Annotated in this window: 14 protein-coding genes and 1 pseudogene; all 15 read left to right on the top strand. The window is 70.1% G+C overall.

Annotated features, from left to right (window positions below):
- The first annotated feature begins 1 nt into the window (after position 1).
- Positions 2-415, top strand: coding sequence for a hypothetical protein (locus Q7W02_16910; GenBank protein MDO8477839.1), 414 nt, complete (start codon positions 2-4; stop codon positions 413-415).
- Positions 387-1,388 (top strand): DUF115 domain-containing protein, encoded by a 1,002-nt coding sequence (locus Q7W02_16905; GenBank protein ID MDO8477838.1) that lies wholly within the window; start codon positions 387-389, stop codon positions 1,386-1,388. The genes Q7W02_16910 and Q7W02_16905 overlap by 29 nt, the downstream gene beginning before the upstream one ends.
- Positions 1,385-2,329, top strand: coding sequence for a class I SAM-dependent methyltransferase (locus tag Q7W02_16900; protein MDO8477837.1), 945 nt, complete (start codon positions 1,385-1,387; stop codon positions 2,327-2,329). The genes Q7W02_16905 and Q7W02_16900 overlap by 4 nt, the downstream gene beginning before the upstream one ends.
- Positions 2,326-3,318, top strand: coding sequence for a polysaccharide deacetylase family protein (locus Q7W02_16895; GenBank protein MDO8477836.1), 993 nt, complete (start codon positions 2,326-2,328; stop codon positions 3,316-3,318). The genes Q7W02_16900 and Q7W02_16895 overlap by 4 nt, the downstream gene beginning before the upstream one ends.
- Positions 3,319-3,327: 9 nt before the next feature.
- On the top strand, positions 3,328-4,872 hold the full coding sequence (locus Q7W02_16890; GenBank protein ID MDO8477835.1) for a radical SAM protein: 1,545 nt from the start codon (positions 3,328-3,330) through the stop codon (positions 4,870-4,872).
- Entirely contained in the window at positions 4,869-5,852 is a 984-nt protein-coding gene (locus Q7W02_16885) for a Gfo/Idh/MocA family oxidoreductase (GenBank protein MDO8477834.1), read from the top strand. Before Q7W02_16890 ends, Q7W02_16885 begins: the two co-directional genes overlap by 4 nt.
- A 3-nt stretch (positions 5,853-5,855) precedes the next feature.
- Positions 5,856-6,581, top strand: coding sequence for an acylneuraminate cytidylyltransferase family protein (locus tag Q7W02_16880; GenBank protein MDO8477833.1), 726 nt, complete (start codon positions 5,856-5,858; stop codon positions 6,579-6,581).
- Positions 6,582-6,588: 7 nt separating this feature from the next.
- On the top strand, positions 6,589-7,212 hold the full coding sequence (locus Q7W02_16875) for a NeuD/PglB/VioB family sugar acetyltransferase (protein ID MDO8477832.1): 624 nt from the start codon (positions 6,589-6,591) through the stop codon (positions 7,210-7,212).
- The gene (locus Q7W02_16870) at positions 7,209-9,170 is read left to right on the top strand and encodes a hypothetical protein (protein MDO8477831.1); all 1,962 of its coding nucleotides are present in this window, start codon (positions 7,209-7,211) and stop codon (positions 9,168-9,170) included. The genes Q7W02_16875 and Q7W02_16870 overlap by 4 nt, the downstream gene beginning before the upstream one ends.
- Positions 9,167-10,234, top strand: a complete 1,068-nt coding sequence (neuB, locus tag Q7W02_16865) for an N-acetylneuraminate synthase (GenBank protein ID MDO8477830.1) — start codon at positions 9,167-9,169, stop codon at positions 10,232-10,234. The genes Q7W02_16870 and neuB overlap by 4 nt, the downstream gene beginning before the upstream one ends.
- Entirely contained in the window at positions 10,231-11,409 is a 1,179-nt protein-coding gene (neuC, locus tag Q7W02_16860) for a UDP-N-acetylglucosamine 2-epimerase (protein MDO8477829.1), read from the top strand. Before neuB ends, neuC begins: the two co-directional genes overlap by 4 nt.
- The gene (locus Q7W02_16855; GenBank protein MDO8477828.1) at positions 11,409-12,464 is read left to right on the top strand and encodes a nucleotidyltransferase family protein; all 1,056 of its coding nucleotides are present in this window, start codon (positions 11,409-11,411) and stop codon (positions 12,462-12,464) included. The genes neuC and Q7W02_16855 overlap by 1 nt, the downstream gene beginning before the upstream one ends.
- A gap of 2 nt (positions 12,465-12,466) precedes the next feature.
- Entirely contained in the window at positions 12,467-13,759 is a 1,293-nt protein-coding gene (locus Q7W02_16850; protein ID MDO8477827.1) for a nucleotide sugar dehydrogenase, read from the top strand.
- Complete coding sequence (locus Q7W02_16845; protein ID MDO8477826.1) at positions 13,752-14,738, top strand: NAD-dependent epimerase/dehydratase family protein; 987 nt, start codon at positions 13,752-13,754, stop codon at positions 14,736-14,738. Before Q7W02_16850 ends, Q7W02_16845 begins: the two co-directional genes overlap by 8 nt.
- A 32-nt stretch (positions 14,739-14,770) precedes the next feature.
- Positions 14,771-14,941: pseudogene (locus Q7W02_16840) on the top strand (DegT/DnrJ/EryC1/StrS family aminotransferase).
- The last annotated feature ends 93 nt before the right edge of the window (positions 14,942-15,034 follow it).

Genomic DNA, 15,034 nt, shown 5'->3' with positions numbered 1-15,034 from the left:
CATGCCGGAGTTCCTCAAGGGCAACTACAAGGTGGACGCCACGATCGAGGACAAGGCGGACGCCGCGGACTCGACGGACGAGTTCGAGAAGAAGGCGCTCTCGCGCCTCGGCGGCAGCATCTGCTTCGTGAGCAAGAAGAGTCTGATGTGGCAGGGTGAGGCGCAGCCGCAGGCGAGCCGAGCAACTCCCGAGAAGGGTGAGGCGCAGCCCGCAGGGGGAGCCGCTGCCGCAGGCGAGGCGACCACGAGGACAGCGAGCCGAGCAACTCCCGAGAAGGGTGAGGCGCAGCCCGCAGGGGGAGCCGCTGCCGCAGGCGAGGCGACCACGAGGACGGCGAGCCGAGCAACTCCCGAGAAGGGCGACGACAAGGCGAAGACGGATGGAGTTGGGACGAAAGATAGCCGGCGCGCTTGAGGCGGCGACGTTCGAGCGCGTGGCGGGCGTCGGGCTCGCCAATGCCGAGCGCAACCACTCACGCATCGTGCGCTCCGTCCTCGATCTCGTCGAGACCCCGCTCGGGGCGGGGGACGCCGCCATCGTCGTGGGCGCGGGCCCGAGCCTCCATCGCCGCCGGAGTCTGGAGCGGCTGCGCGCCTCGGGCTTCGCGGGCACCATCGTTGCCGCAGACGGCGCGCTTGGCGCATGTCTGCGCGCCGGGGTCGTGCCGCATGTCGTGGTGAGCGTGGACCCGCATCCCGATCGCATCGTCCGCTGGTTCGGCGCCCCGGGGCTCCAGGCGGCTCCGGTCGACGACTATTTCCGTCGCCAGGAGATGGACCCGGTCCACCACGCGGACGAGTTGGCGGCCAACCGGGCCCTGGTCGGGCTCGTGGACACCTACGGGCCCAAGATCAAGGTCGCCGCAGCGACCTCGGCGGCGCCCGCGGTGGTCGAGCGCTGCGAGCAGGCGCGCATGGAGCTGTACTGGTGGAACCCGATGTACGACGACTATGACAAGCCCGGCAGTCTCTCGCGCCGCCTCTGGGAGATGAACGGCCTGCCGTGCCTCAACGGTGGCGGCAATGTCGGCACCGCCGCGTGGGTGCTGACTCACGCGGTGCTGGGCAAGCGGCGCATCGGGCTCGTGGGGATGGACTTTGGCTACGCTCCCGGCACGGCTTACGAGAAGACCCAGTACTACCCGGAGCTGGTCCAGCTCCTTGGCAGCCGGTTCGCGGAGGCATACACGCACGTGCTGAACCCCTACGTGGGCGAAACGTGGTTCTGCGACCCGGCCTATCTCTGGTTCCGCGATGTCTTTCTCGCGACAGCCCGTGAGGCCGACTGCGAGACGTTCAACTGCACCGAGGGCGGGATCCTCTTCGGCGACGGGGTCGAGTTCGCGCCCTTCGACGAGTTTCTCGCCGGGGTGGACGGGCGATCGTGAGCGAGCTGGCCTACGTCCGGGAGTACTTCTCGGAGCACGCGCGCCAATGGCTGCGCCGCGCCTACGATGACGGTCGCCACCCTCGCGCCTACCCGGTGGGCGTCCAGCGCCTGCGCCTGACCATGGAGGCAGTGGTCGAACGACTCGGCTCACGGCGCGGGCAGCTTGTGGACATGGGCTGTGGGGGCGGGGAGCTCTGCGCCCACGCGGCCGGCCTGGGCTTCGAGGTGACGGGCGTGGATATCGCGGGCGGAATGATCGAGGAGGCCGAAGGGCGGCGGCGGACGCTGTCCGAGGCGGTGCTGCGCCGTCTCCACCTGCGTGAAGGCGATGCGCTCGCGAGCGGGCTGCCGGCGGGCGGCGCCGACGCCGTCACGGCCATCGGCCTCGTCGAGTACCTCGATAGTGACGGCGAGTTCTTCCGGGAGGCAGCCCGGCTGTTGCGGCCTGGCGGTGTGCTCGTTGTGTCCTGCCGGAATCGGCTCTTCAACTTGGCGAGCCTGAACGACTATACCCAACGCGAGATCGAGGGCGGCGCCGCGGGTGCTTTGTTGGCCGAGCTCCGGGGTTTTGCCTTCGACGCCGGCGGCCACGACCGCCTGAAAGAGTTCGTGGCCCGTCTGCGCGAGGCCGTGGACGAGCTCGGCGAGGCTCTGGCAGAGGATGCCGGCGAGGCCGGCCGGCCGGCCGCGCCCGCGGCCGTGCCGTCCTTCGCCCGGCCCCGGCGCCAACACTCCCCGCACGAGCTGGCGATGGCCGCAGCGTCGCATGGGTTTTCTTCGCCCGCCTTCATGGCGGTGCATCCGCATCCGCTGCCGCCCACCTTCGAGGCTATCGCTCCGCGGTTCTACAACCGCCTGGCGGCCGCCATGGAGGTCTTCGAGCGCACGCCCGCGAGCCTCGTGTGGAGCTCCGCCTTCCTCGGGGTCTTCTCACGGTGAGCGCGCTCAGCATCGTGATGTACCACTACGTTCGCGACGGCGCGCGCACGCGCTATCCAGGCCTCAAGGTGCGCTCGATCGAAGAGTTCGACGGCCAGCTCGACTACATCACCCGGCACTACCGCGTCTGCGGCACGCGCGACGTGCTCGCGGCCGCGCGCGGCGAGCGCCGTCTGCCGCCCAATGCGTGCCTGCTGACGTTTGACGACGGTTTCCTCGACCACTTCACCGTGGTGCTCCCCCGTCTCGTGGAGCGCGGGCTCTCCGGCAGCTTCTACGCGCCGGTCTCGGCGGTCGAGGAGCGCCGGGTACTGGACACCCACAAGATCCAGATCGTCCTGGCGGAGGCCCCGGATCACGGCAAGGTAGCCCGCCGGATCCTGGACATGCTCGAAGACTACCGAGGGGAGTGGCCGCTGCCGGCCGGCGACGCGCTCTACTCTCAGTACGCTCGAACCTCGCGCTTCGACGGCCCTGAGATCACCTTCATCAAGCGGGTGCTGCAGCGTGGTCTGCCCGAACCCGTGCGCGCCGCCCTCACCGGCCGACTCTTCGATGAGTACGCCGGCGCCGACGAGGACACGGTGGCGCAGGAGCTCTACATGGATCTCTCCCAGCTTCGGACCATGGTCCGCTTCGGCATGGAGGTGGGCGGGCATGGCGCCGACCACGTCTGGCTCGATTCTCTCGAGCGCGCCGACCAGGCCGCCGAGATCGCGCGGACGGCGGCGTTTCTGGCCCGGGTGCACGGCGGGCCACCGGCCGACTGGGTCATGTGCTATCCGTTCGGCGCCTACAACGCCGACACGCTCAGCCTCCTGCCCGGTGCCGGCTGCGCGCTCGGGCTGACAACCCGGGTCGATCTCGCGACGAACCTGCGCGGGCCGCTCGAGCTGCCGCGCCTCGACACGAATGACCTGCCGTTGCGGGGCGACGCGCCGGCGAACGAGTGGACACGGCGCGCCGCCTCCGTCGGGGCGCTCGCGTGAGGGGACAGCATGGCTAAGGTGCTCTTCGTCAATCCGTTGGTGCGCGAGGAGGACGAGCCGCGGCACGTGCCGTACGGCATGGCCCTCCTCGCGAGCCTCGCCGTGCGGGACGGCCATCAGGTGCAGGTCTACGACGCGAACGCCTGGCGGGCGTCCGATGTCGTGCTGACCCAGATCCTCAAGGCCGATCGGTGGGATGTGATCGCGGTGGGCGGGATCACCACGGCGTACGCGGGTATCAAGCACATCGTGCGGGCGGCCAAGGAGGCGGCGCCCGGGTCGCTCGTCGTTCTTGGCGGCGGCGTCCTCACGAGCATGCCGCACGACATGATGCGCTTCCTGCCGTGGGTAGACGTGGGGGTGGTGGGCGAAGCCTTCATCTCCTTCCTCGAGTTGCTCAAGCGTGTGAATGCGGGCAGCCCCGACTGGGCAGCCGTCAAGGGGCTCATCTGGCGCGACCCGTCGGGACGGAGCCACCTCAATCCCGAGCAACCGCTCATGCCGGACATCGACCAGCTGCCGTATCCGGCCTGGGATCTCTTTCCACTCGACATCTACTTCAAGAACAGCATGGCCCTTTTCTCCGAGGAAGGGATGCTGGCGCGCCGCCGGCTCGACATCAACGCCAGTTACGGCTGCTCGCTCATCTGCCGCTTCTGCTTCCACCTGGGCATCTCCGGCGACATGACCATCGAGGAGAACGCCGCGGGTGAGCGTGACGTCAAGTTCACGTACGACCGCAAGATCCGGTACCACGACCCGCGCTACGTCGTGAACCTCGTCAAGTACGTCCGCGAGCGCTTCGGCGTGGACTTCATCAGTTTTCTGGACGAGAACCTGATGACCATGCACCAGTTCTCCGGGAAGAAGTGGCTGACGGACATCGCGCGGCTGTGGATCGAGGAGGGCCTCCAGCCGCAGTGTGTCCGGGACGGCGTGCCACACGACCCTGAGAAGTGCTCCGGGGTCCACTGGGGCGGGACGAGCCACGCCACGCTCGTGAACCGCGAGCTCCTGACCACGCTCAAGCAGGCCGGCTGCTCGCACCTGCTCTACGGCTACGAGAGCTTCTCGCAGCGGGTGATGAAGACGATTGGCAAGGGTGCCACGCCCGAGACGAACGAGCGGTCCCTCCTGTGGACGATCGACGCCGGGATCCGGCCGATCCCGAACCAGATGTTCGGATTCCCGGACGAGGATTTCGACAGCATCTACGACAATGTCAAGGCTTGGGACCGCCTCGGGCTTCAGGTCAAGCCGTTCTTCGTGACGCCCTATCCGGGCACCGAGTGGTACTACACCTACAAGCAGCGGATTCTCGAGCAATACGGCGGAGACCTCGAAGCCTTCATCCTCGATCTCGGCGATGCCACGCGGGTGACCGCGGTCATCTGCAAGAAGTTCAACGCCGTGGAGCTGTACGGGCTCCGGGAGCTCATGGTGCTGCGTGACCTACGGCACATCGCCGAGTACGAGGCCGACTGGAACAAGCGGCACGGCTCCGCCGTCCGCGAGGTGGGCCTGCCCATCACGTCGCGCAAGGGGGAACAGTGAAACTCGCCATCGTTGGGCTCGGATCCATCGGCCGCCGGCACCTGCAGAACTTCCGAGCTATCGGCGTGGACGAGCTGACGGCGTACGATGCCGCGCCGGCCCAGCGGGACTCGGCCGCTCGCCAGTTCCCTTTCGCCTCTGTCACGCCGACGCTCGAGGCAGCTCTCGACGGCGCGCAGGGCGTGGTGATCTGCACGCCGCCCGACTCCCACCTGGCCATCGCCCGCATGGGGGTGGACCGAAGCGCGCATCTGATGATCGAGAAGCCGCTGACGCAGTCCGCCGCCGGCGTGGAAACGCTGCTTCGTGAGTGCGACGACAAGGGCCTGCGGGTTCTCACCGCGTACAATTGGCGCTACTGGCCGCCCATGCAGCTGGTGGAGAAAATGCTCAAGGCGGGGCGGATCGGAGCGCTGCGAGCGGCACGTACCGAGTACGCCTATCACCTGAGCACCCGCTATCCCGGCGCCGACTACCGGACGTTCTACATGGCCGACGCCAAGCAGGGCGGCGGCTGCCTTCTCGACGAGAGCCATGCCATCGATTACATGCGGTGGCTGTGCGGCGAGATCACGGAGGTGAGCGCCGTCGTGGATCATATCTCGAGTCTCGAGATCGCGACGGACGACCTCGCCGATCTCACGGTGCGCTTCGCTTCGGGTGCGATCGGCAGCATCCACATGAATCTCTTCGCCTGGAACGTCCATAGCCACTTCGAGCTGATGGGTGAGCAAGGCGTCATCCAGTGGCGGCGCCTCGAGAACGACATCCGGCTGTTCGACCCCACAGCCAACCGCTGGGAGGTCTACCCGTCCGGCGGCCAGCTCAACGATATGTACGTGGAGGAAGCGAAGCACTTCATCGCGTGTATGCGCGGAGAAACCAAGCCGGTCTGTGACGGCTGGGACGGGCTCAAGACGATGCGCGTCATCGAGGCCGCCCGGAAGTCCGCGGCCGAGCGCCGCTGGGTCACGGTGTAGCGGATGGCGCGGGCGCCGTACGCCTTCGGCGTCATTCCCGCGCGCGGCGGCTCCAAGGGCCTGCCGGGAAAGAATTTGCGCACGCTCGGTGCGCTCTCGCTGATCGGCCAGGCCATCGCCTCGGCCCGCGAATCCAAGCTGCTCACGCGCGTGATCGTCTCGACGGACAGCCCAGAGATTGCCGAGGAAGCGAGGCGCCACGGCGGTGAGGTGCCATTCATGAGACCGGCCGAGCTCGCCTCGGATCAGGCCGGCATGGTGCCGGTGCTCCAGCACGCGGTGCGGTGGCTCGAGTCCGCCGCGAAAGCAAGGCCCGACCTCATCGTGACGCTCCAGCCCACGTCGCCGTTCCGCGCCGGCGTCGAGATCGACGAGACGATCCGGAAGGTCATCGAGACGGGCTCGGACTCGGCACAGACGCTGTGCGAGGCTTCGTACCATCCGTTCTTCATGAAGACGCTCGACGGCGATCGAACGGTCGCTCTTTTTCCCGACGGGCACAAGTATGTCCGGCGTCAGGATGCCCCGCCCGTGTACCAGCCGTCGGGCGCCGTGTATGTCACCCGCTACGCGATGCTGATGGACCACGGGCACGTCCTCGGCGAGGACAACCGCGGCGTGGTCCAGGGCTTCGAGGCCTCGGTCAACATCGACACCGAGTGGGACTTTCTCCTGGCCGAGCTGCTGCTGCGGGAGGGGCGCGCGCCTATTCCGCCCGGTCGGCGGTGAAGGGACCATGGCCGGGCGGCTGCTGATCCTGGGCGCGGGCGGGCACGGGCGGGCCGTCGCCGACCTCGCGGCCGAGTGCGGCTGGACGGTGGCGGGCTTCACCGACCGGTCGAAGGGCCCCGGCGTGCTGGGCGTGGACAAGGATGTGGCGGCGCTCGCGCGCGCCGGAAAGATCGACGGGGCCATCGTGGGAGTGGGCAACACCGCGCTCACTCAGCGGGCCACCCTCTTCGCCCTCCTCAAATCGGCCGGCATCGAAGCGCCCAGCCTGGTCCATCCCCGCGCCGTCGTCTCGCGCTCGAGCGCGATCGGCGAAGGCAGCGTGGTGTTTCCCGGCGGCGTGCTCGGCGCCCACGTCGTGGTCGGCGACAACGCGGTCATCTACAGCGGTGTTGTGATCGAGCACGAGTGCCGGATCGGCGACCACGCCTATATCTCGCCGGGCGCTGTCCTGTCGGGCACCGTCATCGTCGAGGCCGGCGTCTTTATCGGCGCGGGTGCCGTGCTGCTTCCGGGGATCACCGTGGGCGCAGGAGCGACCGTGGCGGCCGGCGCCGTCGTGACCCATGACGTCACGCCGGGCGCTACGGTGATGGGCGTGCCGGCCAAACCGGCCGGGGCCCGCACATGAGCCGCGTCCTCCTCGTCACCGAGGCCACGCGCAGCATCGGCGAGTTCCGACGGCCGTGGGTGCGGCGGCTCTACGCATGGTACGTGCGTCGCTACCGTGCCGCGGTGGCGCGGGCCGCCGCACGGCTCTCGCGGGAGCACGAGGTGTCGGTGCTGACGGCGCGCCAGCTCGTGGACGCGGCGGCGCTCCCGGCGGGGTCCACGGTCCGATACTACGACGACGAGTCCTTCAAGGTCGACTCCCGCGCGCTCGCGCAGGGGACGCGGCGCCTCGTCGCCGGCTGGTGGCCGGACTCCGACCGCGAGCCTGCACTGCGCTACCGCGGCATCTGGCTGCCCGACCTCCTGACGGTCTCGAAGGCGCTTTTGCTCCGCCTCGAGGTCATGGAGCGCGTGGGCGTGCTCGAACAGGTCTTGGACGAGGTCAAGCCGGAGGCGATCCGGTTGCTGAGCGGCGCCTCGGTGCCCGAGCGGCTGGCGCGATTGCTCGCGCGCGGGCGCGACATCCCGGTGGGCGTCGCGGCGCGGAGCCCCCTGCCATGGGCGTTCGCGCGCGCGTACGCCGCGCTCTTCCCTCGCGAGGAACGCCTGCGTCTCCGCGCCCTGCTCGACCAGCCACGCCGCGGTGCGCCGGCGTTCGCGGGGGGAGAAGGCCGCCGTCTCCTCTTCATCACCTGCCGCAGCAGGCACCACTTCGTCGTCGATCCCCTCGTGGAAGCCGTGCGGGCGGCGGGGGCGAAGGCGTGCGTCGTGGCAAGCTCCAACGACGATCCGGAGCTCGAAGCGCGTGTCGAGGGGCTGGCCCGCGCCGGGGTGCCTGCGGGTTTTGCCATGGACTACCTGCCTCGGGACGAGGCGGCGACCCTTGTGCGCCGCTACCGGCCCGTCCTCAGGCGGGCATGGCGGCGCATCGAGAGCGACCCTGGCCTGGCCGCTCGGCTCGAGTGGCACGGCGTGTCGCTTCTGCCCGTGCTGCGCCCCTTCCTGCGCTCGGCGGTCGAGCAGAGCCTGCTCACAGCGCTGCTGCACCAGGAAGCGGCCTTCCGGGCCTTCGACGCCCTGCAGCCGGAGGCGGTCGTCATCACCAGCGACCGGCGCTACGCCGAGCGCGCCGCCGCTCTGGTGGCGCGGGCGCGCGGCATCCCGTCGGTGCTCTGTTCCGGCACGCTCATCCTCTCGCGCGACAGGACCAACGCCTTCGATGTCGGCGATCGGATCCTCGTCATCGGCGAGCATCTCCGCCAGGCTCTGGTGACGGAGGAAGGCGTGGCCCCGGCCCGCGTCTCGGCCGTCGGCGACCCGCGCTCGAACGCGGCGCGGCTCGTGCCGCCGGCGCGCCTGCGTGAAGAGATCTGCCGCGACTTTGGGCTTCTGCCCGAGCGGCCGCTGATCGTGCTCGTCTCGAAGTACGTCTCGATGCTCTTCTCGGCCCAGGAGCGAGAGGCGCTCTACCGGACCATGTACGGCGCGGCGCGGAGTCTCGGCGGGGTGGACGTCGTCGTGAAGGTCCACCCGAACGAGGACCTCGCCCGGCTCAGGAAACAAGTGGGCGAGTGGGGATGCGCCGACGCCATCCTGACCAAGGACTACGACATCCACCGTCTTTTTGCCGGTGCCGACGCCGCGGTCATGGTTACGTCGATGGCCGGGCTCGAGGCCATGGCGATGGACTGCCCGGTGGTGGCCGTGCAGACGCCGGGCAAGGATTTTGAGGGCGAATACATGCTGCCTTACGTCAGCGCGGGTGCTGTGGTCCGAGTCGACCTGGGTGACGCCGCGGGGCTCGCGGCCGCGCTCCGCCGGGTGCTCGACGACCCCGCCGCGCGCGCTGATCTCGTCAGGCGCGGGCGCGCCTTCTCTTCGCGCTACGTCCATCCGGTGGACGGCCGGCTCGGCGCCCGGCTCCTCGCCGCGGTGGACGAGATCCGCCGCGAGCGGGCGCAGGAGGCGGCGCGGTGAGCGCCGGAGCCCGTCCCTTCGCGATCGGCGAGCGGCGGATCGGTCCGGGCGCCTCCGTCTTCATCGTGGCCGAGGCGGGTGTGAACCACAACGGCGATCCGGCGCTGGCGCGGCGTCTGGTGGACGCGGCGGCCGAGTGCGGCGCCGATGCCGTCAAGTTCCAGACCTTTCGCGTGGACGCGTTGCTGACCCGTGGCGCGCCCAAGGCCGGCTACCAGGTCGAGACGACGGGCGCTGGCGAGAGCCAGCGCGACATGCTGGCCCGCCTCGAGCTGAGCCTCGAGGTCCTGGCCGAGCTCAAGGATCGCGCGGCCAAGCACGGCCTCATCTTCTTCTCGGCGCCCTTCGACGAGGAGAGCGCGGATGTCCTCGACGCGCTCGGCGTGGCGCTCTTCAAGGTTCCCTCGGGTGAGATCACCAATCTCCCGCTTTTGCGGCACGTGGCCGCGAAGGCCCGTCCGATGATCCTCTCGACCGGCATGTCGAGCCTGGAGGAGGTCGAGCAGGCGGTGGCGGCCATTCGCTTGGCGGGCGATCCGCCGCTGGCCGTCCTCCACTGCCTCTCCGCCTATCCGGCGCCGGGCGCCGAGACCAACCTGCGCGCCATGGACACGCTGGCGGCCCGCCTCGGCTGCCCTATCGGCTTCTCCGACCACACGCTCGGCATCGAGATCGCCGTCGCCGCGGCCGCGCGCGGCGCGCAGATCATCGAGAAGCACCTGACGCTCGACACGAGCCTGACGGGCCCCGACCACCGTGCCTCCCTCGATCCGCCCACCTTCGCGGCCATGGTGCGGGCGATCCGCAACGTAGAATCTGCCATCGGCGACGGTGTCAAGCGGCCGATGCCCTCCGAAGCCGACACGCGGCGCGTGGCGCGCAAGAGCCTGGTGGCGGCGCGTGCCCTCAGGGCGGGTGAGTCCCTCGCGGCCGGCGATATCGTGATCAAGCGTCCCGGCACGGGCATTTCCCCGGCCGAACTGCCGCGTCTCCTGGGCTGCCGCCTCACTCGGGACGTCGCCGCCGACGAGGTGATTCCGTGGGAAGCGGTCGGCAAGCCATGACGGTCGGCACGCGCCGCATCGGAGTCGTCACGGTCAGCCGCTCGGACTACGGCCACCTGAGACCGGTGCTCGACGGCATCCGCCGGGCGTCCGACCTCGAGCTGGTCCTCTTCGCGGCCGGGATGCACCTTGCTCCAGAGTTCGGCTCGACCGTGGGCGAGATCGAGGCCGACGGCGTCCCCATTGCCGAGCGCGTGCCCATGCTCGAACCGGGTGATTCACCCGAGGCGATCGCCGCCTCGACGGGGCGCGGGGTCGAGGGCTTCGCGCGCGCCTTCGCCCGTCAGCGCCCCAACCTCGTCGTCGTGCTCGGCGACCGCTTCGAGATGCTGGCCGCAGCGGTGGCGGCCTTGCCCTTCGCGCTCCCCGTCGCCCACATCCACGGCGGCGAGGTGTCCGAAGGCGCGATGGACAACCAGATCCGCCACGCGATCACCAAGCTGGCCCATCTCCACTTTGCCTCGGCCGAGGTCCACGCGCGCCGCATCGCGCACATGAGCGAGGAGGCCTGGCGCATCCACGCTGTCGGCGCGCCGGGACTCGACAGGATCGCCACCACGGCGCCGCTGTCGAGGGACGCCCTGGCGCGCGAGCTCGACCTGCCCCTCGACGGCCCGTGGCTCCTCGTGACCTTCCATCCCGTGACCCTCGAGTACCGCGAGACGGCGTCCCACGTCGAGGAGCTGCTGGCCGCGCTCGAGAAGACCGACGGCACGCTCGTCGTCACCTATCCGAACGCCGACACGTCGGGCCGGCTCATCATAGAGCGCCTCGAGGAATTCGCGGCGCGCCACCCGCGGCGCTGCCGGCTCGTGCGGAGCCTCGGCGAGCGCCTCTACCTCTCGCTGCTCCGCCACGCCGACCTGATGATCGGCAACTCCTCGAGCGGGCTCATCGAGGCGCCGTCCTTCGGGCTGCCCGTTGTCAACGTCGGCGCTCGCCAGCGCGGCCGCCTCCGCGGCGGCAACGTGATCGACGTCAAGCCCTCGCGCGAGGACATCCTGCGCGGCATCGAGGCGGCGCAGGCGCCCGCATTCCGCGCGATCGCGCGGGCGGCGGGGAACCCCTATGGCGACGGCCGCGCCGCCCCGCGCATCGTCGAGGTCCTGCGGACCGTCCCGCTCGATGCCCGCCTGGTCCAGAAGCGTTTCGCCGACCCTACGGGAGGCGCCTGATGGCCGATCTTGCCGGCTGCATCCTGGGCCTGGGCGCGAGCCTGCGTGACGTCCTCGAGGCCATGACCCGGAGCGGCAAGCAGATCGTGCTCGTGGTTGACGCCGACGGCCGGCTGGCAGGAGTCGTCACCGACGGCGACATCCGCCGGGCCATGCTTCGCGGCGCGTCCCTCGACGCCAAAGTGGACGAGGTCGTCAACCGCGCTCCGCTGGTGGGGCCGGCCGGCCTGTCCGCCACGGAGGCGCTCCAGTTCATGCGCACGCGGTCCGTGCGGCACCTGCCGCTGCTCGACGCCGAGCGGCGCGTGGTGGGTCTGCTGCGGCTCGAGGACCTCCTGGTGCCGCCGCCTCTGCCGACCCCGGCCGTGATCATGGCGGGCGGCGAGGGCCGGCGACTCCGGCCGCTGACGGAGTCAACGCCCAAGCCGCTCATTGCCGTGGGCGGCAGGCCGTTGATCGAGATCATGATCGAGCGGCTGCGCCAGTCGGGCATCGGCGACATCACGATCGCGCTCCACCACAAGTCGGAGATGATCCGGGAGCGCCTGGGCGACGGCAGCCGCTTGGGCGTGCGCATCGACTACGCGCTCGAGCCCAAGCCGCTCGGGACCATGGGGGCGCTGACGCTCCTGCGGGACCGCCTCGACGCCCCCTTCTTCGTCGTCAACGCCGACATCCTGACCAAGTGCGACTTCCGCGCGATGTGGGACTTCCACCGGGGCCACGAGACCGCCGCGATGACCGTGGGCGTGTCGATCCACCAGGTGGACATCCCCTATGGCGAGTTCACGCTCCACGACGGGCGCGTCACCCGCGTGGAGGAGAAGCCGCGCAAGGAGTTTCCGGTCAACGCCGGGATCTACCTGCTCGATCCGGGCGCGATCGAGCTGATTCCGGCAGGGGAGTACTTCGACGCCACGGACATGATCCGGACGCTGGTCGACCGCGGGCGCGTCGTGGCGGCCCATCTGATCCGCGAGTACTGGCTCGACGTCGGGCGGGTCCACGACCTCGAGAAGGCCAACCGCGACGTCGCCGAGGGGCTGCTCGACTAACCATGAACAGCGTCGGCGTGGTTGGGCTGGGGTATGTGGGCCTGACGCTGGCGGTGACGCTGGCGCGCAAGGGCTTCACCGTCCACGGCGTGGACACGTCTCCCGCCGTCCTCGACGCGCTCGGAAAGGGTCGGCCGCATCTCTTCGAGCCGGGGCTCGAGGAGGGTCTTCGTGCCTTCCTGGGCGACCGGCTCCACGTCGGGCCGGCCTTGCCCGAGGGCGGCGTGGACGCGGCCATCATCTGTGTCTCCACGCCCGTCAACCCCGACACCCACGCCCCCGAGCTTGCCAACCTCCGCGCCGCCGCGGGGCACGTCGCCCTGCGCTGCGCGCCCGGCGCGCTCGTGATCGTTCGCAGCACGGTGCCCGTCGGCGCGAGCCGGGCCGTGGTGCTGCCGGAGCTCGTCACGCGGTGGGGGCGGGCGCGGCTGGCCTTCGCGCCCGAGCGGACCATCCAGGGGCAGGCGCTTCGCGAGCTGGAAGAGCTGCCTCAGGTGGTGGGCGGCCTCGACCCCGAGAGCGCGGAGGCCGCGGCGGCGCTCTTCCGCCGCGTCACCCGTCGGGTCGTCACCGTCTCCTCGCTCGAGGCAGCCGAGCTCGTCAAGCTCGCGAACAACTGTCACACCGACCTCATCTACTCGTACGGCAACGAGGTCGCGCTGATGGCCGAGCGCTGGGGCCTCGACCCGCTCGAGGTGATCCGCGCAGCCAATTTCGAGTACCCGCGCCCCGACCTGGCCAAGCCGGGCTTCGTCGGCGGCGCGTGCCTGTCCAAGGACCCCTACATCCTCCAGAGTGCCTTGCGCGAGGTCGGCTACACGCCATGGCTCGTCGGCCAGGCGCGCGGGCTCAACGAGCACCTGCCGGTTCACGTGGCCGAGCGGCTGATCGCCATGATCCGCGAGATGCGCGGGCGGGCGGAGGGTGCCCGGCTGTCCGTGCTCGGCTGGGCCTACAAGGGCTGGCCGCCGACCGACGACATGCGCGGGACGCCGATCGTTTCCATGCTCCCGCTCTTGAGAGTGGCGGGACTCGAGCTTCGAGGGCATGACTACCTCGTCGCCCCCGACGTGATCCGGGGACTCGGCGCTGAGCCGGTGACCCCCGAGGCCGCCTTCGACGGCGCCGACGCCGTGCTCGTCATCACGAACCATCCGGAGTACGCCAAACTCGACCTCGGGCGGCTCCTGCCGGGCCTGCGCCGGCCGGCCCTCCTCTACGACTGCTGGCGCATGCTCGATGAGGAGACGGTTCGCGGGGCCGGGGTGCGCTACGCGGGGATCGGCTATGCCTAGGGCGCTCATCCTCGGCGGGGCGGGCTTCATCGGCTACCACCTGGCGGCGCGTCTCGCGAACGACGGCTACACGCTGACCCTGGTGGACGACCTCTCGCGCGGCCGGCGCGACCCGGAGATCGAGACGCTGTGCGCCCGATCGAGCGTCACGCTCGTTCAAGCGGACCTGACGCGCCCGGACGCGCTTGCGGAGCTGCCGAGGGCGTGGGATCACGTCTTCATGCTGGCGGCCGTGGTGGGCGTGCGCAATGTCGAGACAGACCCGGCCCGGGTCGTGCGCACCAACACGCTGGCCCTCATGCACCTCCTCGACTGGCTGGGACCCGAGTCGGGCGCTCTCTTCTTCGCTTCGACCAGCGAGACCTACGCGGGCGGCGTCTCGGCCGGCACGGTGCCGGTACCGACGGGCGAGGACGTGCCCCTGACGATCGAAGACATCCGCGCGCCGCGCTTCGCCTACGCCGCGAGCAAGATCCTCGGCGAGGCGGCCGTGATTCACACGGCGCACGCCCGCGGGCTTCACGCAGTGATCGGCCGCTTTCACAACGTCTACGGTCCTCGGATGGGCGTCGATCACGTCATCCCGGAGCTGTCGCTCCGTGCGCTCCGCCGTGAGGATCCCTTTCGGGTTTACGGCGCCGACCAGCGCCGAGCGTTCTGCCACGTGTCCGATGCGGTCGAGGCCATGCTGCGGCTCATGGCGGCCCAGACGGCGTGGGGGCAGATCGTCAACATCGGCAACGACACCGAGGAGACGCGCGTGGAGGACCTGGCGCGTCTGGTGCTGAAGATGGCGCACATCGCGCCGGTGCTCGAGCGCCTGCCGGCGCCGGCGGGCTCGGTTGCGCGCCGCTGCCCCGACCTGAGCCGTTTGCGGGCGCTGACCGGCTTCTCCCCCCAGGTCTCGCTGGAAACCGGTGTCGGCGAGACCTTCGCGTGGTATCACGAATGGCGGGAACGGGCAGGACGGCCGCAGTGAGCACGCCCCGGCGCGTGATCCCCCCCCGGCGCGTGATCCCCAATGCGGTGCCGCATCTGGCCGGCAACGAGTGGAAGTACCTCAAGGAATGCCTCGACACCAACTGGGTCTCCTCCGTCGGGCCGTTCGTCGATCGCTTCGAGCGCGAGGTGGCGGCCTATGCCGGCGTGCCTCACGCCGTCGCCACAGTCAACGGCACCGCGGGTAAGCACCATGCCTCCGCCGCCCGTGGTAATGATCTTGTTGCCGTTGAAAGACAGGCAGCTCAGGAGCCCCTCGCAGCCGACGCGGCGGTC

The organism is Candidatus Rokuibacteriota bacterium, assembly GCA_030647435.1.
Classification (GTDB): Bacteria; Methylomirabilota; Methylomirabilia; order Rokubacteriales; family CSP1-6; genus AR37.
The sequence above is the reverse complement of the archived record's forward strand: the minus strand, read 5'-3'. Positions and strand labels throughout refer to the sequence as shown.

What these genes read in the sequence shown, in the direction of transcription:
- Q7W02_16845 (MDO8477826.1), top strand. Translation starts at nt 13,752, where the DNA reads ATGCCTAGGGCGCTCATCCTCGGCGGGGCGGGCTTCATCGGCTACCAC.
- Q7W02_16880 (MDO8477833.1), top strand. Translation starts at nt 5,856, where the DNA reads ATGGCGCGGGCGCCGTACGCCTTCGGCGTCATTCCCGCGCGCGGCGGC.
- Q7W02_16870 (MDO8477831.1), top strand. Translation starts at nt 7,209, where the DNA reads ATGAGCCGCGTCCTCCTCGTCACCGAGGCCACGCGCAGCATCGGCGAG.
- neuC (MDO8477829.1), top strand. Translation starts at nt 10,231, where the DNA reads ATGACGGTCGGCACGCGCCGCATCGGAGTCGTCACGGTCAGCCGCTCG.
- Q7W02_16910 (MDO8477839.1), top strand. Translation starts at nt 2, where the DNA reads ATGCCGGAGTTCCTCAAGGGCAACTACAAGGTGGACGCCACGATCGAG.
- Q7W02_16850 (MDO8477827.1), top strand. Translation starts at nt 12,467, where the DNA reads ATGAACAGCGTCGGCGTGGTTGGGCTGGGGTATGTGGGCCTGACGCTG.
- Q7W02_16890 (MDO8477835.1), top strand. Translation starts at nt 3,328, where the DNA reads ATGGCTAAGGTGCTCTTCGTCAATCCGTTGGTGCGCGAGGAGGACGAG.
- Q7W02_16875 (MDO8477832.1), top strand. Translation starts at nt 6,589, where the DNA reads ATGGCCGGGCGGCTGCTGATCCTGGGCGCGGGCGGGCACGGGCGGGCC.
- Q7W02_16855 (MDO8477828.1), top strand. Translation starts at nt 11,409, where the DNA reads ATGGCCGATCTTGCCGGCTGCATCCTGGGCCTGGGCGCGAGCCTGCGT.